The organism is Amycolatopsis antarctica (genome assembly GCF_002262875.1).
Classification (GTDB): Bacteria; Actinomycetota; Actinomycetes; order Mycobacteriales; family Pseudonocardiaceae; genus Amycolatopsis; species Amycolatopsis antarctica.
On the sequence record NZ_NKYE01000015.1, the window covers coordinates 1 to 20007 of the forward strand.

Consider the following 20007-nt stretch of genomic DNA (forward strand, 5'->3'; position numbering starts at 1 on the left):
GACCTCGGCATCGCGCATCACCCGAAGAAGCCCCCGCGCCGACAACGAAGACAGTCGAACACCGGTCAGACCCCCGTGATCAACCCGCACCGTTTCCCGAGAATCCATATCAAGAATCGCAGCCAACCGAACCTCAACAGATCCCCCACTGATCATGAACCCATTCTAACGAACCCCGGACACCATTCCAATCACACCATCAGGTGCCCCGCACACGCGAATGTGCCATTCGTGCGGAATGTCGACAGTGGGCCGATGCGGGATATTATGGGAGCCGTTTCTGTCGGCGGTGTTGGTTGCGGGACAATGGTGGCATGCGGCGCCGTACTGGCAGCCGGTGGCGCCATACCCTGCTCTTCGAGCAGCGGTAACGGGCCAGCGTCACAGCGTGGCGGGACCGTATTCCGGACACGTACCACGATGCCCCCTGCTCGAGGGACCGCAGTGCACCCACGCCCCGCGCACATCCCGCACAGTCAGACCCCCGTCCGGCCAGGAACCAGACAGCAATGCCACCCGGAGTCACGCGCGGACGTCCAAGGTTGCCGAAAGAGAACCGGACGCCACAACAAGGGAACGACACCAAGTGAGACACGCCAAGCAAACGCGACAACCAACCCGCACCGAAGAATACGGAACCGAGAAACCCGTCCCGTGGGGAACTGTCGCTGATGACCAGCAACGGCGAACGCCCCGAGGAGCGACAGTTTCACACGGCTCGCCGAAGGCGTGCCCGAAACCCGAGAACACCCCGACAATACTCAACCCGTCCTCGAACACCGTCACAACCCGGACCCTCGCCAACGAACCATAAGCATGCAGGCGAACCGAAACCGCTGAAGAAGAAACGGTGCCCACCTAGGTATCCCGTGGTATCCCGGAAAGTCGAACGGCCGAGTCTCAGTTCCATGACCACCCGACGGTGCCTCCACCACGTTCGGGGCAGGGCGTCCGAGCACGGATCGTCCACTCACCGAATGAACCAGGTGACATCGGTCTACCCGAACCGGTGGACCGAAACACCTGACGCCGAGTGGTTCCTCCGAGAATCACCCGAATCGCGGGACAAACCGGCGAACCCAGCCCGATCCCGAGCCACCCGGATGGAAAATCGGCGAACCGTCATCTCGGACCGCGACTGACCAATCGTGTTGGCGGAGGCCAGCCATCAGCGGGCTCGCTCAAGTGCCGTGGAAGGGCCGCCGGGGCAAAGACGCACTGCCCGCGTACGCCGATGCGGTCGGGTGGCCAACCGAGCGGCTGCCCGCCGGACCGGTTCGGCCGGCCTTGGCCGCCCGCTCGATCCGAAGCCGTGCCGACAGTGCCGCCTGAACCCCTCATCCCGGCCAGGGCCGCCCGACCGGCTGCCGTGCCGGCCGACCCCGCTCCCACCCGAGCGGCTCGGACACCGCCCCGGCTACCGATCAGGAAGTGGCGTCCTCGGCAACCATGTCCGCGCACTTCTCACCGATCGCCATGGTGGTGATGCACGGGTTCACCGCCACGAGGAACGGCATAGCCGAGCCGTCGGCGACCCGCAGCCCGTCGACCCCACGGACGCGCAGGCGCGCGTCGAGCACGGCGGCCGGGTCGCCGTCGGCTCCCATCCGCGCGGTGCAGGCGGGGTGATAGACAGTGTTGTGGGTCTTGCGGACGTAGTCGGTGATCTCCTCGTCGGTGGTGGCGTCGCTCCCCGGTGCGAGTTCGGCACCGGCCCACTCGGCCATCGCGGGCTGGGCGACGATCTGCCGGGCCAGCCGGACGCCGTAGGTCATCACCCGCATGTCGTGCGGGTCGGTGAAATAGCGCGGGTCGACCTTCGGCTTATCGCGGAAGTCCTTGCTGCGCAGGCGAACCGTGCCCGTCGAGCGGCTGCGGGTGACGTTCGGCGTGAGACAGAACCCGTTCTCCGTGGTGGGGTAGCCGTGCCGGAGGGTGTTCATGTCGAACGGTACCGATCCGTAGTGGAACATCAGATCGGGGCGATCGAGCCCGTCCTCGGTGCTGGTGAAGATGCCGATCTCCCACCACTGGGTGGACCGGGTGACCATCGGCTTGCGGGCGTCCCACTGCACGAGCCCCTCGGGGTGGTCCTGCAGGTTCTCCCCGACGCCGGGGGAGTCGACGAGCACGTCGACGCCGACCTCGCGCAGATGCTCGGCGGGGCCGATGCCGGAGAGCATCAGCAGTTTGGGGGTGTCGATGGCGCCCGCGCTGAGCACGACCTCGCGACGGGCCCGGATCTGCCTGCTGTGCACGAGATCGGGGTCCAGGTACTCGACACCGGTGCAGCGCGTGCCGTCGAAGGTGAGCCGTTTCGCCCGTATCCCGGTGCGCAGCGACAGGTTCGCCCGGGTACCGAGGACGGGATGCAGGTACGAGACCGACGCGGAGGAACGCGTGCCGTCCTCGCGGGCGTTGATCTGGAACCAGTTGGCCCCGTGGGTGACCGTCCGGCCGGAGTTGAACTCCGTCGTCGGCAGCCCCGCCTCGGCGCAGGCGCGGAGCAGGGCGACGCCCGCCGGGTCGTTGGGTGGAACGGAACGGATGGTGACGGGGCCGGACCGGCCGTGGTGCTCACCGGGCCCGTCGTTGGTCTCCAGGCGCCGGTACAGCGGGAAGACATCCGCCGCCGACCAGCCGGGCAGGCCCGAGGCCGACCATTCGTCCAGGTCCTCGGCCGGTGCCCAGAAGGCGATGCACGAGTTGTGCGAGGAGCAGCCACCGAGCACCTTGGCCCTGGCGTGGCGCAGGAACGAGTTGCCGGATTCCTGCGGTTCCACCGGATAGTCCCAGTCGTAGCCGGACTCCAGCAGTCCCATCCACTGTTCCAGTTCGAGCACCGCCGGATCGTCCACATCGGACGGACCGGCTTCGAGCAGGCAGACGGTGACGCCCGGGTTCTCGGACAGCCTGGCCGCGACCACCGATCCGGCCGTGCCTCCGCCGATGACGACGTAGTCGAACTCCTCAGGTGCCGCGGACGCTGCGGGCTCGGTCACTTCGGGGCCTCCTCGGAGTCGGCGTCGGGTTCGGTGGCGGCGGGCAGGGCGGCGTGGTCGGCGAGGGTGCCGACCTTGCGTCGCTGCACGAACCAGTAGTAGGCGAAGCCACCCGCGGCGAAGATCCCGACGAACAGCACGGAACTCCACTGCAGGTACCAGTGGAAGGGTTCGGTGGCGTTGTAGATCTCCTTGCGTGGCCACGCAAGGTTCACCGCCATCCCGATACCCCACAGGACGGCGACTACGTTCACCGGCAGGCCCCAGCGGCCGAGCGAGAACCGGCCTTCCGGGGCGCCCTTCCTCGGCCACTCGCCACGGAAACGCTTGACCAGCAAGGGAATCGTCACCAGCAGGTAGGCGATGTAGATGAGGATGATCGCCAGGCTGGTGACGGCGGAGAAGATCTGCGGCGAGTTGATGTTCACCAGCAGCAGAGCCACCGCTATGACACCGATGAGAATCGCCGGGACGATGGGAGTGCCGGTCTTCGGGCTGACCTTCGCCAGGCGCGAGCCCGCAGGCAGGGCGTTGTCCCTGGCCATCGCGAACGCGATCCGGATGGCCGCGGTGTGCACGGCCAGCACGCACACGGTGATCGCGATGAACACGATGAACAGGAAAGCCCTGCCGATCGTCGGCCCGAGCGCGTCGGTGAGGACGAACTGCAGTCCGTCGACGCTCAGTTCCGGGGCGGCGATGTCGCTGACGGCCATCAGCGCGAACAGGATGATCAGCCCGCCCAGCACGAACGAGGCCAGCAGCGCCCGCAGGATCGCCTTCGGCGCGTTGCGATGCGGGTCGACCGACTCCTCGCCGAGGGAGGCCGCCGTGTCGAAGCCGTACATGACGTAGGAGGACGCGATGGCCGCGACGAGGAACGCACCCAGGTAGCCGGCGGAGTTGTCGGCTCCGGTGCCGAGGGTCTCGGTGACGACGTCCGGCCCGCGGGTGAAGTGCGCCGCCAGGAAGACGATCAGCAGTACCGCGGCGATCAGTTCGATGGCCACGCCCGCACTGTTGATCCGCGCCATCAGCTTGACGCCGAACGCGTTCACCAGCGTGGTGAACAGGATCAGCATGCTGGCCAGCAGGACCGCGTTCGTCGCCGCGTCGTAGGTGCCGGTTCCGTCGCCGACGAACTGGAAGAACTCGGAGATCTGCGGCAGCGTCCGCTGGTACGCCAGCGCTGTGGCGGAGATCGACACGATCGAGGCCAGCAGCATCATCCAGCCCGCCATCCAGGCGACGTGCGAGTTGGAGAGCTTCTTCGCCCAGTTGTAGACCGAGCCGGCGACCGGGTAGTGGGCGGCGAGTTCGGCGAAACTGAGTGCCACCATGAGCTGCCCGGCGAACACCAGCGGCCAGGACCACCAGTAGGCGGGGCCGCCCTCGGACAGGCCGAGGTAGGAGAGCTGGAAAACGCCGGTCAGCACCGAGATGTAGCTGATCCCCGCGGCGAAGGTGTGGAAACTGCCCAGGGTGCGCTTGAGCTGGTTGGTGTACCCGAACTCGTTGAGTTCGGCGTCGCCCGAAGCCGTCGTCGACATCGCATTCCTCTCGTCACCCGGCACCGGGAACCGGATGCCGTGGCAGCGGGTACCGCTGCCGGACCGTCTGCTGTCGTACGCGAGCCGGCGACGCTATTCGGGAGTGCCGGAGAACCACCGCGGCGGTTCCGGCCGCAGGTTCTGGTAGATGTGCTTCGCTTCCTGGTACTCGGCCAGCCCCGTCGGGCCCAGTTCGCGGCCGACACCGGACTGCTTGAAGCCGCCCCACTCGGCCTGCGGCAGGTACGGGTGGAAGTCGTTGATCCACACCGTGCCGTGGCGCAGCCGGTTCGCGACGCGCTGGGCCTTCGAGGCGTCGTCGGTGAAGACGCCGCCGGCGAGGCCGTAGAAGGTGTCGTTGGCGATGCGCACGGCGTCGTCCTCGTCGGTGAAGGTCTCCACCGTCAGCACCGGGCCGAACGATTCCTCGGTGACCGCGTGGCTGCCCTGCCGGACCCCGTCCAGAACGGTCGGCAGGTAGTAGTGGCCGGAGTCGAATTCGGCGCCGGAGGGGCGCCCGCCGCCGGTGCGCAGGACGGCGCCTTCCTCGATGGAGGTGGCGACGTAGGCCTCGACCTTCTCGCGGTGCTCGGCGGAGATGAGTGGTCCGGTCTCCGCCTTGGGGTCGAACGGCCCGCCGAGCCGGATGAGTTCCGCGCGCCGGACGATCTCGTCCACGAACCGGTCGTGCAGTTCCTCCTGCACGATCAGCCGGGTGCCTGCCGAGCACACCTGGCCGGAGTGCAGGAACACCGCGGTGACCGCGTAGTCGACGGCGGTCTCGAAGTCGGCGTCGGCGAACACGACGTTCGGGTTCTTCCCGCCGAGTTCCAGCGCCACCTTCTTCACCGTGGCCGCAGCCGCGGCGGCGATGCGCCTGCCGGTGGCCAGGCCGCCGGTGAAGGAGACCAGGTCGACGTCCGGGTGTTCGGACAGCGGGGCGCCGACCTCCGGGCCCGCGCCCAGCACGAGGTTCGCGGCCCCGCGCGGTAGTCCCGCCTCGGCCAGCAGGCCCATCAGCAGGATCGAGGTGTGCGGGGTGAGTTCGCTCGGCTTCAGCACGAAGGTGTTGCCGGCGGCCAGTGCCGGGGCGACCTTCCACGCGGTCTGCAGCAGCGGGTAGTTCCACGGTGTGATCAGCCCGCACACGCCGACCGGCTCGTGCACGATGCGGCTGAACGCGTCCGGGGAGCCGGTGTCCACGACCCGGCCCGCGTCCTGTCCGGCGAGTTTGCCGAAGTACCGGAAGCAGGCGGCGATGTCGGCCATGTCGAGTTCGCTCTCGACGAGCCGCTTGCCGGTGTCCAGCGATTCCGCTCTGGCGAAGGCGGCCAGATCACGCTCGAGCAGGCCGGCGACCCGCAGTAGCAGGTCACCGCGCTCGGAGGCCGCCGTGGCCGGCCAGGGGCCGTTGTCGAACGCCTCGCGTGCCGCGGCGATCGCGGCGATCGTGTCCTCGGCCGCCCCCTCGTCGACCTCGGCCACCGGTGAGCCGTCGGCCGGGCAGTGGATCTGCCTGCGCCGCCCGCTCGTGGAGGCGACCCACCGGCCACCGATGAAGAAATCCGCCATCTGTCCTCTTTCGCCCAAGACCGCCGGACCGGCACTCGCCCGGCTCGTGCGCGGGCCATCCTATGCCCTGCCCGGCCCGGCGCCAGGCCCAGCGCGAACCGGCGGGACCTCAGACGTGGACGGCGTGACCGGGGTAGTAGTCCCGCGCACGGCCGCGCGAGTCCAGCGTCGCGGCCAGCTTCATCCCGGTCTTCTCGATGGCGTGGTAGCTGATCAGCGCCACCGGGATGGCCAGTGCGAGCAGGAGCACGGCGGTGACGCCGAACGCCCATCCCGAGCCCTTCTCCGGCAGCAGCCCGGACGTACCGAGCAGCCGCAGGATCGGCTCGTGCCACAGGTACAGGCTGTAGCTGGCGAGGCCGACGGTGACCAGTGGCCGCCAGCTCAGCAGCCGGGGCGGTGCGCCCGGGATGAGCGTGGTGCTCGCGATGACCAGCGCGCACCCGGTCGCGACGATGGTGTGCATGAACACCTCGGGCTGGTTGCCGGGTGGTTTCGTCAGGTGCGCCACGACGATCAGCCCCGCGCCGCAGATCGCCGAGGCGGCCCGCTTCCACCGCTGGTTCAGCCGTACGCCGCCGGCGGCGGCCACGGCCATCAGCAAACCGATCGCGAACAGGTCGAGCTTGGCGACCGGGCCGAACCAGACCGACCACGCGTCCTTGGGCACGTCGTTGACGAATCCGGCGACGATCTTGTACGTCAGGCTGGCCGCGGCGAGGGTGCCGACCCCGCCGAGCAGCACGGCGAGCCGGGCACGCCGGGACGCGAGTCGGCGGCACGCCTTGTAGGCCAGTGGCCCCAGGATCGCCAGCAGCAGGTAGAAGTGCATCTCGTCGGCCAGCGACCAGGCCGGGCCGTCGGTCCAGAAGATGTAGGTGTCGCTGTAGACGTGGGTGAACGTCAGGTGCAGCACCAGGTCCTGCCAGTTGCCCGGCAGTTCCGGGTTGGTCAGCGTCCACACGATCAGCACGACCGCGAAGTACGCGGGCACCAGGCGGGCGACACGTTTGGCCAGGAACACCCGTGCCGGGCGGGGCGGTGAGTCGCCGAGGGCGGCGCGGGCGACGGGGATGCCGAGCAGGAAGCCGGACAGCACGAAGAACATGGCCACGAACATGTCGGTGCCGAGCAGCAGTTCGTGCCAGACCGTGCCTTCCAGCGGCCACTCGCCGGTGCGGTTGAACTGGTAGGCGTGGAACACCGCGACCGCGGTGGCGGCAAGTGCCCGGTACACGTCGAGCTGGTAGCGCGTCTTCGCGGGTGCGCCCGCCGTGGTCCCGTTCGGTGCCGGGCCGTTCGGTGCGCCGCTCACGCGTTCTCCCCCCGGACCGGAACCTGCCGCGGGGTGATCGCCCACTTGCGCTCGCCGGTGAGCTCCTTGAGCTGGGAGACGCGGGCGACATGGTTCTTGAACTCGGTGTAGAACACGGTGGAGACAAAGAGGTAACTGACGAACCAGCGGGGGTGCTGCCGGATCTCCGGTGCGGCGAGCCGCCAGGCGAAGAGCACCTGCGCGGGGCCCGCGGTCAGGGTGTAGAGCGTGCACAGCAGGAACACCGGCACCGCCCAGTCGAGCGTGCTGAAGCCGTCGCGCCAGATGGTGTAGGCGATCACCGGGATCACCTGCAGTGCCAGCCATGGGTACAGCTCACGCCAGCCGAGCAGGAATCCGACACCGAACTTGTTGCGCAGGGTCAGTTCGTCGGATCGGAGCGCGGACAGCAGGTGCCTGCGGGAAACCTGGAACCAGCCCTGCGCCCACCGCATCCGCTGTTTCCACAGTGCGGACAGGGTCGCCGGGGCGAGTTCCCGGCTGACCAGTGCCGGATCGTTGACGACCCGGCGCCCGGAGAGCAGCACACGCATCGAGGAGTCGATGTCCTCGGTGAGCATCTGGCCGTGCATTCGGGTCTCGTGCAGCACCTGGGTACGCCAGAAACCGTTGGAGCCGCCGAAGATCCCGAAGCCGTGCAGCTTCGCCCGGCCGGGGTGGCTGACGGCGTAGATCGATTCGAACTCGACGGCGACCATGCGGGAGACCCATGAGGCGCGGCCATTGCGGATGACGCAGTGGCCTTGGACGACGTCGGCGCCGCCGGAGATCCAGCGCCAGGCGCGCTCGAACGCGTCCGGGGCCGGGTGGTGGTCGGCGTCGAACACACCGACGAACTCGCCCTTGACGACCTCCAGCGCGGCGTTGACGTTCTGCGCCTTGGACGTGGAGTACGGCACCTTCATCAGCACCAGGCGCGAGTCCGCCTTCGCGAGTTCGCGCAGTTCGTCCTCGACGGGCAGTGTGCGCGGCGAGTTGTACGACAGGATCACCTGCAGCGGGCCGTCGTAGTCCTGCTTGAGCATCGAGCGCAGGGTGTCGACGATGGTGGCCGCCTCGTTCGGCAGGTACGCCGGGATGATCGCCGTCGCGGCCGGTGCCCTGCCCGGCGGCCGCTCCGGCGGCAGGTCCGGGTCGAGGGCGTAGAGGTTCTCCGCCCAGATCAGTACCGCGGTGAGTACCAGCGACGCGGTGACGATCAGGTACGCGGTGTTGCCGAGGTCGACCCCGCCGCGGTGCAGCAGCACCAGTGCGAGGAAGGGGGCGACCACGCCGACGGCGATGGTGGCCAGCACCTGGAGGCCGGTGCGGAGCGGCCCTCCCTCGCGGGGCCGGGCGCGGCGCTTGCCGCCGGGGAGCTGGGTCCACTTGCGCGGGATCAGGTCCACCTGGTTGGTGGCGATCTCGACCGCCTCCGTCGCGCGCTCGACGAGCGCGCGCGGGTCCCTGGTGACGGGACGGTCCGCGGCGTCGGTCCAGCCGATCACCGGCGTGACCGAGAGGTGTTCCCGGCCGACCCGGATGGGCAGCCGGGCGAGCCGGGTGGCGATGGTCTCCAGCCGGGCCCTGGTCTGCCATTCCGGCGCGCCGCGCAGGGTGAGGATCAGGCCGCCGTGGTGGTCGGGGGTGATGCGCTCCTGCTCGGACATCTCCGGCAGCAGCAGCCAGGCGACCTCCTGGAGTACCCGTTCCAGCCCCCGCGGTCCGAACCGGGACTCCAGCCGAGCCGCCTCCACGAACCGGACGACCGCGACGATCGGCGGTCTCCGCTGGGCGGCGGGTCTACTCAGAGCCTGGAGCGTGTGCTGATGCCAGTTCTCGGACTCGGTGAGTGGCGCCGCGGAGTGAGCGGGGGAAATCGGCAAGGCTCGAAACACTCCCAACTGAATCGATCACCTGATGGAGTGAACACACAGTACGAGGAGTGATTACCTTGCTGGCTAGATCCGCGCTAACAAGTGAGACCTAGTTCACAAACAGCAATTCTAGCATGAATATTTCTAACATTTGAACGCGGCGTGACGAGCCGCAGGTAGGCGGTTCGCGCGCGGCCACCCGCGTGACACCGGCCGCGTGCACGGGGCGAGGACCGTCCCGCTCCGTAGACTGGGCCTGCTGGCCCGCGCGAGCGGGCCGGTGAGCCGACCGTTCCACAGGCCCGCCGGCACCCGGACCGGGCAGCCGTCCGGACCGGGCCGGCCGACCGACCGAGCCGACCGAATTGACCGACCGAACTGACGAGGTGGAGCGTGACGTTGCTGGAGTCCGTGCACGGACCGGCCGATCTGAAGTCGATGGATCACGAGCAGCTCGACACGCTCGCCTCGGAGATCCGGGACTTCCTCGTGGACCGGGTCTGCAAGGCAGGCGGTCACCTGGGGCCGAATCTCGGCGTGGTCGAACTGACCCTGGCGCTGCACCGGGTGTTCGACTCGCCGTCCGACGCGATCGTCTACGACGTCGGGCACCAGAGTTACGTGCACAAGATCGTCACCGGCAGGCGGGACGGCTTCGACCGCCTCCGGCAGCTCGACGGTATCGGCGGCTACCCCACCAGGGCGGAGAGCGAGCACGACCTGGTCGAGAACAGCCACGCCTCCACGGCCCTGTCCTACGCGGACGGCCTGGCCAAGTCGTTCCAGCTCACCGGCGGCGGCAGGCACGCCGTCGCGGTCGTCGGCGACGGCGCCCTGACCGGCGGCATGTGCTGGGAGGCGCTGAACAACATCGCCGGCGATCCGCACCGGCCGGTGGTCGTCGTGGTCAACGACAACGGCCGTTCCTACTCGCCGACCATCGGCGGGCTCGCGGAGCACCTCGCCGCGCTGCGCCTCAAACCCGGCTACGAGCGGGTGCTCGACAGCGGCCGGGAGATCCTGCGGCACACCCCGGTGGTCGGCAAACCCGTCTACGCCGCTCTGCACGCCGCGAAGGCCGGCATCAAGGACGCGATCAGCCCGCAGGCGATGTTCGCCGATCTGGGCCTGAAGTACTTCGGCCCGATCGACGGGCACGACATCGTCGCGCTGGAGAAGGCGCTGGCCGGGGCGAAGGATTTCGGCGGCCCGGTCATCGTGCACGCGGTCACCGAGAAGGGGCACGGTTACCCGCCTGCGGTCAACCACGAGGCCGACCAGATGCACCAGACCGATCCGATCGACCCGGACACCGGCCTCCCCCCGGTGAAGGGACCGAGCTGGACGGGCGTCTTCGGCGAGGAGATGGTCCGGATCGGCGCGGAGCGGGCCGACGTCGTGGCCATCACGGCGGCGATGCTGCGTTCCACCGGGCTGCACCACTTCGCCGAGGCGTACCCGGACCGCTGGTTCGACGTCGGCATCGCCGAGCAGCACGCGGTGACCTCCGCGGCCGGGCTGGCGATGGGCGGGATGCATCCGGTCGTCGCCGTGTACTCGACCTTCCTCAACCGCGCGTTCGACCAGCTACTGATGGACGTGGCCCTGCACCGGCAACCGGTCACCGTCGTGCTGGACCGGGCCGGGATCACCGGGCCGGACGGGCCCAGCCACCACGGCATGTGGGACCTGTCGCTGCTCGGCATGGTGCCCGGCATCCGGGTGGCCGCGCCGCGGGACGCCGAGACCTTGCGCGAGGAACTGCGGGAGGCCGTGGCCATCGACGACGGCCCGAGCGCCCTGCGCTGGTCGAAGGGGTCGGTCGTGGAGTCCGTGCCCGCGCGGGAACGGATCGGCACGGTCGACGTGCTGGGCGCACCCGCGTCCGGGGCGGGTGCGGACGTGCTGCTGGTCGCGGTCGGCGCCTTCGCGGCGCTCGGTCTCGCCGCGGCGGGACGCCTTGCCGATCAGGGCATCGGAGTGACGGTGGTCGACCCGCGGTGGGTGCTGCCGGTGCCCGGCGAGCTGGTCGATCTGGCCAGGGAACACCGCATGGTGGTGACCGTCGAGGACAGCGGAAGGCACGGCGGGTTCGGCTCGGCACTGGCCGCGGTGCTGCGTGACGCGGAGTGCGACGTCCCGCTGCGCGATCTCGCCGTGCCGCAGCGGTTCCTCGCCCAGGGCACGCGGGACGAGGTGCTCTCCGGGATCGGCCTCACCGCACAGGACGTGGCGCGTCAGGTCACCGAGTGGGCCGCGAAGCTGATCGGTGGCCCGGCGGCGGAGCGCAGCCGCGCCGACGTTCCCTCGGCAGGCGACTGAGGGGCGCTCAGCGCACGCTGCCGCGGTACTTCCGCCACCGGCCCGCCAGCATCGCCAGGCCGGTCACGGTGTTCCCGAGCCCGGTGAACCCGAGCGGCAGGTACACGATGCCCTCCTGCCCGGAGACGCTGCTGAGCTGGCACAGCTGAGCTGGCACAGCACGCCGACAGCCGCGATGGACACGCCCCGGCCGAGTTCCCGGTCGGCCGGGGCGTCCCGGCCGCCGGAGCCGGTGCGGCGCGCCAGGCCGGTCCAGCCGAGCAGGCCGAACACCGCCACTCCCAGGACGAGTGCGAACGCCACCCACCTCAGCACGTCCGGCACAGGCCCTCACCCGATCCTTTCCGGCGACGAGATACCCGGCCACGGGCGCGTCAGTGCCTGCTCATCACGTGCTTGACGCGCGTGTACTCGGCGAACGAGTACGCGGAGAGATCCTTGCCGTGCCCCGAGTGGCCGAACCCGCCGTGCGGCATCTCGGCGACCAGCGGGCCATGGGTGTTGATCCACACACAGCCGAAGTCCAGTTCGGCCGAGGTCCGCACCGCGCGGGCGTGGTCGCGGGTCCACACGGACGCGGCCAGGCCGTAGGGCACGCCGTTGGCGAGGTCCAGCGCCGCCGGCTCGCCGGAGAACCGTTGCACGGTGACGACCGGGCCGAAAATCTCCTCCCGGACGATCTCGTCGTCCTGGGTGAGACCGGAGACCACGGTGGGGGAGAAGAAGAATCCCCGCTCGCCGGATCGGGAACCACCGGTGTGCACGCGGGCGTCGGCGGGCAGCCGCTCGACGAGCCCGCGCACCCGGTCGAACTGCGCACGGTTGTTCAGCGGCCCGAAGTCCGCGGCCGGATCGGACGGCGGCGCGGTGCGCTTCGCCGCCGCTGCGGCGGCCAGCGCCGCTGCCAGCTCGTCGTGGATCGCGTCCTCGGCGAGCACCCGGGTGCCCGCCGTGCAGTCCTGCCCCGCGTTGTAGCAGGCGGCGTCGATGATCGCGGTGGCCGTCGCGGCGACGTCGGTGTCGGCGAACACCAGCAGCGGGGCGTTCCCGCCGAGTTCAAGGTGCGTGCGCTTGAGGTCCGCGGCCGCGACGGTCGCGACGTCGATCCCCGCGCGGGTGGAGCCGGTGATCGAGACGAGTTCGGTGACCGGGTGGGCGACCAGGGCCCGGCCGGTGTTCCGGTCGCCGCAGAGCACGTTGAACGCGCCCGCCGGCAGGAACTCGGCGGCCGCGCGGGCCAGCAGGAGCGCTGTGCCCGGGGTCGTCTCGGCGGGTTTGAGCACGACCGTGTTGCCCGCCGCGAGCGCAGGGGCGATCTTCCACACGGCCATCATCAGCGGGTAGTTCCACGGCGCGATCTGCGCGCAGACCCCGATCGGCTCGCGGCGGATCAGGGAGGTGTGACCGGACAGGTACTCCGCCGCCGCGGTGCCCTCCAGCAGCCGGGCCGCGCCGGCGAAGTACCGCAGCGCGCTCACGCTCTCCGGGATCTCCTCGTCCAGCACCACCGCTCGCGGTTTGCCCGTCTGGCGGATCTCGGCCTCGGCGAAGGAATCCGCGTTCGACTCGACGGCGTCCGCCAGGCGCAGCAGCGCGAGCTGGCGTTGCGCCGGCGTGCTCCGCCGCCACGTCCCGAAGGCCCGGTGCGCCGCCCGCAGCGCACCGTCCACATCGGACGGTCCGGAGATCCCGGTGGTCCCGCTGCGGTCCTCGGTGCTCGGGTCGACCAGTTCGAGCACACCGTCGCCGGTGGCGGCGATCTCGGCGCCGGCGACGAGGTTGGGCACGGTCATCTGGGGTCCTCCTCGGCCGGTCCGGTGGCGGCGAACATGCGCAGGGTCGCTGACAGCACGACGACCCGGGGCCCGGGTGCGCGCAGGGCGGCGGCAAGGTCGGCGCCCACGGTGTCCACAGTGGACACGATGGACGGGACGCCGAACGACCGTGCCAGCGCGGCGAAGTCCGGGCGGGCGAGTTCGGTGGCGTGTGTCCGGCCGAAGGCACCGGTGAGGTACTCGCGCAGGATCCCGTAGCCGCCGTCGTCGATGATCAGCCAGGTGACGTCCAGTTCGTGCTGCACCGCGGTGGCGAGTTCGGCGATCCCGTACATCGCCCCGCCGTCACCGGAGACCGCCAGCACCGGCCCGCCGGTGGCGGCCGCCGCGCCGAGCGCGCCGGGCAGGCCGTATCCCAGCCCGCCCGAGCCCTGCGCCGTGTGGATCGGCGCTCCACCGGAGTCCCAGGCGGACCACGCCCAGTACCCGAGAACGGTCATGTCCCAGAAGCTCGGCGTCCCTTCCGGCAGCGCCGCGCGGACGTCGGCGAGCAGTGTCCGTTCGAGGTCGAGTCCCTGCCCGTCCAGCCGCCGGTGTACACGCTCCACCAGTTCCGCGGCGGCGGTCTCCGGCCGCCCGTCCGGTTCCCGTGCGGGCACCCGGTCACCGAGCGCGGTGAGCACGGCTCGCACGTCGCCGTGGATACCGAGGCCCGCGTGGTTGCTCTCCAGTTTCCCGGCGTCGGCCTCGACCTGGATCACCCGGCCCCTCGGGGCGAGCCGGTGGTAGTTGCTGGAGAGCTCGCCGAGCCCGGAGCCGAGGACGAGGAGCACGTCCGCCGCCGCGAGGAATTCGGTGCTGTGCCAGTCCTCCAGCCATTCCCGGCCGGACAGCGGATGCTCCCAGGGAAACGACCCTTTGCCGCCGAACGTCGACAGCACCGGCGCGCGCAGTGCCTCGGCCAGCACCGTCAGCTCCGCCGTGGCACCGGCGCGGACGACACCTCCGCCCGCCAGCAGGACGGGGTTGCGGGCACCGGAGAGCAGCCGGACGGCCTCGTCCAGCAGGTCCGGCAGGGGAGCGAGCTCGTCCCGCCGTACCGGAACGGCCGTGATCGGTGGCAGGGTCACCGGTGCCTGCAGCACGTCCTGCGGGATCTCCACCCACGCCGGGCCGTACGGGGCGGTGGCCGCCGACACCCACGCGTCGCGCACGGCGCCGGGGATCTGGCTGGCCGTGCGCGCCTGGTGCACAGACTTGACCACGCCGGCGACACTGGCCTGCTGGTCGGGCAGTTCGTGGAGGTACCCGTGCCTGCCACCGCCCAGTCCGGCGGCCGGGATCTGGCTGGAGATGCCGAGCACGGGCACCGACGCCGCACGCGACTCCTGCAGCGAGGAGAGCGTCAGCAGCGCCCCGGGGCCGGTGGAGACGATCATCGGGGTCACCGGCACCGGCCCGTGCGGATCGGCGTGCAGCCGGGCACGTGCGTGCCCGTCGGCGGCGAAGGCCAGGTTGTTCTCCACCCGCGCACCGAGCAGCCGCAGGCCGGGGGTGCGGCGCAGCGCGTCGAACAGGCCCAGCGCGTGCTGGCCGGGCAGGCCGAACACGGTGTCCGCGCCGAGCGATCGCAGTGTCTCGACGACCAGGTCCCCGCCGATCCGGGTGGTGTTCTCGTCCGTCATCGGGTCCGCGCTCCCAGGCTCAGCAGGCTCACCAGCTCGTAGGCCACGTGCGACGCGGCGATCGAGGTGATCTCCGCGTGATCGTATGCCGGGGCCACTTCCACCACATCCGCGCCGATCAGGGTGGTGTCACGCAGTCCGCGCAGGATCTCCAGGAGTTCCCGGCTGGTCATCCCGCCTGCCTCCGGTGTCCCGGTACCCGGCGCGTGCGCGGGATCGAGGACGTCGATGTCGACCGAGATGTACAGCGGACGGTCACCGATCCGCTGTCGCAGGGCCCCGGCGATCTCGTCGACCCCGCGGCGCAGTACGTCCGCGGAGGTGACGATGCCGAAGCCGAGCCGCTCGTCCTCGTCGAGGTCCGCCCTGCCGTAGAGCGGGCCCCTGGTGCCGACGTGGCACAGTGCCGAGGTGTCGAGCAGACCCTCCTCGGCGGCCCTGCGGAACGGTGTGCCGTGCGTGTAGGGCTCGCCGAAGTAGGTGTCCCAGGTGTCCAGATGCGCGTCGAAGTGCAGCAGGGCCACGGGCCCGTGCCGTGCCGCGGCGGCGCGCAGCAGCGGCAGGGCGATGGTGTGGTCGCCGCCGAGGGTCACCAGCCGGGTGCCGTCCGCGGTGAGCTCGCGCGCCCGTTCCGCCAGCGTGCCGATCGCCTCGCCGACGTCGAAGGGGTTGAGCACGATGTCGCCCGCGTCGGCCACCTGGGCGGTGGCGAACGGCGAGACGTCGAGTCCCGGGTTGTAGGGGCGCAGCAGCCTGCTCGCCTCGCGGACCGCGGCCGGGCCGAACCGCGCTCCCGGCCGGTAGGACACCCCGGCGTCGAAGGGCGCGCCGGCCACGACGACGTCGGCGCGGGTGACCTCATCCAGGCGCGGCAGCCGGGCGAAGGTGGCGAAGCCGGCGAAGCGGGGCACGGCGGAGGAGTCGACCGGTCCGATCGGGGGCGGGGCGTTCACGGGCATGCTCCTCGGGTTCGTCGGTGCTGGGTACTCGGTGCTGGGTACTCGGTGCTGGGTGCTGGTCCGGTCACGGTGCGGGTGCGTTTCCCGGCGGTGTGCCGGCGTTCTCCGCGGCGGGAACTCCCTCGTTCTCGTCCTCGCCGCGGACGCGCGCGTTCCACGCGGTCAGTACGGCCTCGGGTGTGCGGGGTGTCAGGAGGCTGACCACGACGTAGGCGACCAGGCTCGCCAGCAGGCCGTAGTAGATCGGCTCGTTCGCCGAGAGGCCCGCGACGATCATCGACACGACGACCACGACCGAGCCCGCGATCATCGACACCAGCGCCCCGGCACGGGTGCCGCGGCGCCAGGTCAGGCCGCCGAGGATCGCCACGAGCAGTCCGCCGACGAGAATGTTGTACGCGACCGTCAGGGCGGCCACGACGTCGTCGACCACCATCGCGATCCCGATCGCGGCGACGCCCAGGACCAGCGTGGTGATCCGGCTGGTCCGCACGCTCGCCTCGTCGCCCTCGTTCCCGCTCCGGCGGAACCTGGCGAGGATGTCGGTGGTGCTGACGGTCGAGCAGGCGATGAGTGCCCCGCTCGCGGTGGACATCAGCGCGGAGAGCGCCGCGGCCAGCACCAGGCCGCGCACGCCGGGCGGCAGCAGGTCCTCAACGATGACGGCGAACGCGTCGTCGGCGTCGCCCAGGGCCGGGTACAGCGCCTTCGCCGCCGTCCCGATGAGCGCCCCGGCGACCGCGTAGGCGAGGCAGTACACGCCGGAGACGATCCCGCCGCCGGTGGCGACCCGCGGCGTCCGGGCGGTGAACACGCGCTGCCAGATGTCCTGTCCGATGAGCAGGCCGAAGCCGTAGGTCAGGACGTAGGTGAAGATGGTGGCGCCGCCGATGCTGTCCAGTGCGAAATAGCTCGGGTCCAGCGTGGCGGCCAGGCCGTCGAAGCCGCCGCCCGCGCTGATCGCCACCGGCAGCAGGACGAACAGGATGCCGATCGTCTTGATGACGAACTGCGCGATGTCGGTCAGAGTGATCGACCACATGCCGCCCAGCACCGAGTACAGCACCACGATGGCGCCACCGATCGCGATCCCGGCGAGGCTCGGCACGTCGAACAGCACGTTGAAGATCGTCGCGAAGGACAGCGTGGAGGTGACCGTGAGCATGAGCGTGTAGCCCCACATCACGACGCCGGCGATGGTGGTGGACGAGCCGCCGTAGCGCAGGTCCAGCATCTGCGACACGGTGTAGACGCGCAGCCGGACCAGCCTGCGGGCGAACAGTGCGTGCAGCAGCAGGATGCCCAGGCCGATGGTGAGTACCAGCCACGCCCCCGAGACGCCGTGGGTGTAGCCGAGGCCGACGCCGCCGATCGTGGACGCGCCGCCGAGCACGACGGCCGACATCGTGCCGGAGTACATGAACCAGCCGAGTCTGCGACCGGCGACGAGGTAGTCGCTCTTCGTCTTGGCCAGCCGCAGCCCGAACCAGCCGATGCCGATCATCCCGGCGATGTACAGCCCGATCACCGCGTAGTCCGCGACCACGGTGCCCTCCTTCTCCGCTCCGGCACGTCCCGGCGCGCTCGTCCGCGCCGGGGTTCGCCGTCGGCGTTCCGGCAACCCTAGGAGCGCCAAGCCAGCCGATGCTTGGGATGTTTCGTCCCGGTCGGCGTATTCTGTGGACGAAATGGCCAGCACCGACGTGTCCGATGTTCCGATTCCACTGCGCGCCGTCACGGAGAACGCCGCGCTGGCCCTCGACGTGGTCGCCGAGACCGTCCCGCCCGGAGCGCTGGACCGTCCGGTCCGCTGGGCGCACGTCAGCGAGCTGCGCGACCCGGCGCCGTACCTGCTCGGAGACGAACTGCTGCTCACCGCCGGGGTCAACCTGCCGGACGGCGGGTCCGAGGTCGGCGCCTACGTCCGTGGCCTCGCGGCCGCGGGGGTGAGCGCGCTCGGATTCGGGGAGACCCCGGACCTGCACGACACGCTCCCGGGCACGCTGCGCGCCGCCTGTGCCGAGGCGGGCATGCCGCTGCTGGTGGTACCGCCCCGGACGCCGTTCCTGGCCGTGAGCCGCGCCGTCACGCTCGCGGTGGCGGAGGCCGCCGGCCGGGACCGCAGGCGGATCGCCGCCGCCAGGGAAACGCTGACCGAAGCCGCGGCGGGCGGGCTCGGCGAGGTGGCACGCGGGCTCGCCCGGAGCCTGTCCGGCTGGGTGGTGCTGGTCGGTGCCGACGGCGGAATCGCCGCCACTGGCGGGAATCCGCCCCCGCTGCCCGCCGCGGTCGACGCGCTGCTGGCCCGGCTGCGATCCGGCGGTGGCGTCCGCAGCGCCACCACCGAACTCGCCGTCGGCACGGTCGTGCTGGCCCAGCCGGTCTATCCGCAGGCGACGGCTTCGCACCTGCTCGTCGTCGGCAGGCCGGACCGTTTCGACGCTGCCGACCGCGCCGTCGTCTCCGTCGGCGCCGCGCTGCTCGGCCTGCTGGGCCGCTCCGGCGAACGGGAGGAGAACACCGCCGCGATCGCCACCAGGGCCTTGCTCACCGGTGCCTCGCCCGCCGATCCGGCGGCCGTCGCGCTCCTGGGCGAAGGCCACTGCCTGCTGCTCGCGGCCTCGCGGGAGCCCGGCCGCGCGGCCGACCGCGAGGCGTCCGGGCCCGGCTGGCTGCGGGCCCGGCTCGGCACCCCGCTCGTGCGCGTGGACGGCGACGAGTGCACGGCGATCCTGCGGGAGCCGCCCGGCGAGGACGTGCTGGCGGCCCTGCGGCGGCGCGGCTGGCTCGCCGGGGTGTCCGCGCCCGTCCCGGTGACCGGGCTGGCGGCGGCCGCCGCCGAACTCCCGGCACTGCGCAGGCGGGCACGCGCCCTCGGCCGGTCCGTGCGCTCCGATGCCGACGGACTCGGCCTGGCGACCGTCGTCGACCGGGACGCGGCGGCCGGTTTCGCGGCCAGAACCCTTGCGCCCCTGTGGGAAATCGACGTCGAACGCGGCGGCGACCTGATCCCGACGCTGCGTGCCTGGCTCGCCCAGCACGGCGGCTGGGATCGCACCGCGGCCGCGCTGGGCGTGCACCGCAACAGCGTCCGGCACCGGATCCGTCAGGTCGGAACGGTGCTCGGGGTGGATCTCGGCGACCCGGAGGTACGGATGGAGTTGTGGTTCGCGCTGCGGTGGGATCCGGGCCACCGGGGTGTCCACATAGGTCACTCTCAGGATCCTGTGGCACCGTGGCGTCGTGCGGATTCTGGTAGTCGAAGACGAGGAACCCCTGGCTGAGGCGATCGCCCGCGGACTGCGCCGCGAGGGCATGGCGGTGGACGTCGCGTTCAACGGTGACGACGGGCACGAGAAGGCGAGCATCACCAGGTACGACGTGGTGCTCCTCGACCGGGATCTGCCCGGCATGCCGGGAGACGCGCTGTGCGCCGAGATCGTCGCCTCCGGGGAACTCACCCGGGTGCTGATGCTCACCGCGAGCGGCTCGGTGTCCGACCGGGTCGAAGGCCTGTCGCTCGGCGCCGACGACTACCTCGCCAAGCCGTTCGCGTTCCCCGAACTGGTCGCCCGCGTCCGCGCGCTCGGCAGGCGCGCCACCCCGGCGGCCCCGCCGCTGCTCACGGCAGGCGATGTGGAACTGGACCCGGCCAAGCGCGTGGTCCGCCGCGCCGATGGGCCGGTGGACCTGACCCGCAAGGAGTTCGGCGTCCTGGAGGTGCTGCTCTCCGCGGGTGGTTCGGTGGTCAGCAGCGAGGAACTGCTGGAACGGGTGTGGGACGAGAACGCCGACCCGTTCACCACGACGGTCCGGGTCACCGTCATGACCCTGCGCAAGAAACTCGGCGAGCCCGGCATCATCGAGACGGTGGTGGGATCGGGCTACCGGGTGTCCGGCGCCGGGCAGAAGTGACGCCGGGGGCCAGGGCCGAAGCGAGCCCCGGAGTG

At 70.9% G+C, this 20007-nt stretch carries 13 protein-coding genes; 3 read left to right on the top strand and 10 right to left on the bottom strand.

Annotation, left to right across the window (positions count from 1 at the left end; genetic code table 11):
- Window positions 1–1424 precede the first annotated feature (1424 nt).
- The 5 genes from CFN78_RS21420 to CFN78_RS29915 all read right to left on the bottom strand — a co-directional run bounded on the left by CFN78_RS21420 (window position 1425) and on the right by CFN78_RS29915 (window position 9325).
- Complete coding sequence (locus tag CFN78_RS21420; RefSeq protein WP_094864663.1) at window positions 1425–3002, bottom strand: GMC family oxidoreductase; 1578 nt, start codon at window positions 3000–3002, stop codon at window positions 1425–1427.
- Window positions 2999–4552, bottom strand: a complete 1554-nt coding sequence (locus CFN78_RS21425; protein ID WP_094864664.1) for an APC family permease — start codon at window positions 4550–4552, stop codon at window positions 2999–3001. Before CFN78_RS21425 ends, CFN78_RS21420 begins: the two co-directional genes overlap by 4 nt.
- Before the next feature lie 93 nt (window positions 4553–4645).
- The gene (locus CFN78_RS21430) at window positions 4646–6124 is read right to left on the bottom strand and encodes an aldehyde dehydrogenase family protein (protein WP_094864665.1); all 1479 of its coding nucleotides are present in this window, start codon (window positions 6122–6124) and stop codon (window positions 4646–4648) included.
- Window positions 6125–6233: 109 nt separating this feature from the next.
- Complete coding sequence (locus CFN78_RS21435; RefSeq protein ID WP_240519604.1) at window positions 6234–7439, bottom strand: acyltransferase family protein; 1206 nt, start codon at window positions 7437–7439, stop codon at window positions 6234–6236.
- Window positions 7436–9325 carry a glycosyltransferase family 2 protein gene (locus CFN78_RS29915; RefSeq protein WP_094864667.1) on the bottom strand — a complete coding sequence of 630 codons (1890 nt, stop codon included), beginning with the start codon at window positions 9323–9325 and terminating at the stop codon, window positions 7436–7438. Before CFN78_RS29915 ends, CFN78_RS21435 begins: the two co-directional genes overlap by 4 nt.
- A 384-nt stretch (window positions 9326–9709) precedes the next feature.
- Between CFN78_RS29915 and dxs the strand changes: the two genes are divergently transcribed.
- On the top strand, window positions 9710–11638 hold the full coding sequence (gene dxs, locus CFN78_RS21445) for a 1-deoxy-D-xylulose-5-phosphate synthase (protein ID WP_094864668.1): 1929 nt from the start codon (window positions 9710–9712) through the stop codon (window positions 11636–11638).
- A 7-nt stretch (window positions 11639–11645) separates the two neighbouring features.
- On the opposite strand, the gene CFN78_RS29275 is transcribed toward dxs, so the two are convergent.
- The 5 genes from CFN78_RS29275 to CFN78_RS21465 form a co-directional block, all read right to left on the bottom strand.
- Window positions 11646–11795 carry a hypothetical protein gene (locus CFN78_RS29275; protein ID WP_165777652.1) on the bottom strand — a complete coding sequence of 50 codons (150 nt, stop codon included), beginning with the start codon at window positions 11793–11795 and terminating at the stop codon, window positions 11646–11648.
- 217 nt (window positions 11796–12012) lie between these two features.
- The gene (locus CFN78_RS21450) at window positions 12013–13431 is read right to left on the bottom strand and encodes an aminobutyraldehyde dehydrogenase (RefSeq protein ID WP_094864669.1); all 1419 of its coding nucleotides are present in this window, start codon (window positions 13429–13431) and stop codon (window positions 12013–12015) included.
- On the bottom strand, window positions 13428–15098 hold the full coding sequence (locus tag CFN78_RS21455) for a thiamine pyrophosphate-binding protein (protein ID WP_094864670.1): 1671 nt from the start codon (window positions 15096–15098) through the stop codon (window positions 13428–13430). Before CFN78_RS21455 ends, CFN78_RS21450 begins: the two co-directional genes overlap by 4 nt.
- Window positions 15095–16051, bottom strand: coding sequence for an agmatinase (gene speB, locus CFN78_RS21460; RefSeq protein WP_240519605.1), 957 nt, complete (start codon window positions 16049–16051; stop codon window positions 15095–15097). The genes CFN78_RS21455 and speB overlap by 4 nt, the downstream gene beginning before the upstream one ends.
- Before the next feature lie 70 nt (window positions 16052–16121).
- Entirely contained in the window at window positions 16122–17603 is a 1482-nt protein-coding gene (locus CFN78_RS21465) for a sodium:solute symporter family protein (RefSeq protein ID WP_094864672.1), read from the bottom strand.
- A 142-nt stretch (window positions 17604–17745) separates the two neighbouring features.
- On the opposite strand from CFN78_RS21465, the gene CFN78_RS21470 reads away from it, so the two are divergent.
- Window positions 17746–19341, top strand: a complete 1596-nt coding sequence (locus CFN78_RS21470) for a PucR family transcriptional regulator (protein ID WP_094864673.1) — start codon at window positions 17746–17748, stop codon at window positions 19339–19341.
- Window positions 19301–19972, top strand: a complete 672-nt coding sequence (locus CFN78_RS21475; RefSeq protein ID WP_165777653.1) for a response regulator transcription factor — start codon at window positions 19301–19303, stop codon at window positions 19970–19972. The genes CFN78_RS21470 and CFN78_RS21475 overlap by 41 nt, the downstream gene beginning before the upstream one ends.
- The last annotated feature ends 35 nt before the right edge of the window (window positions 19973–20007 follow it).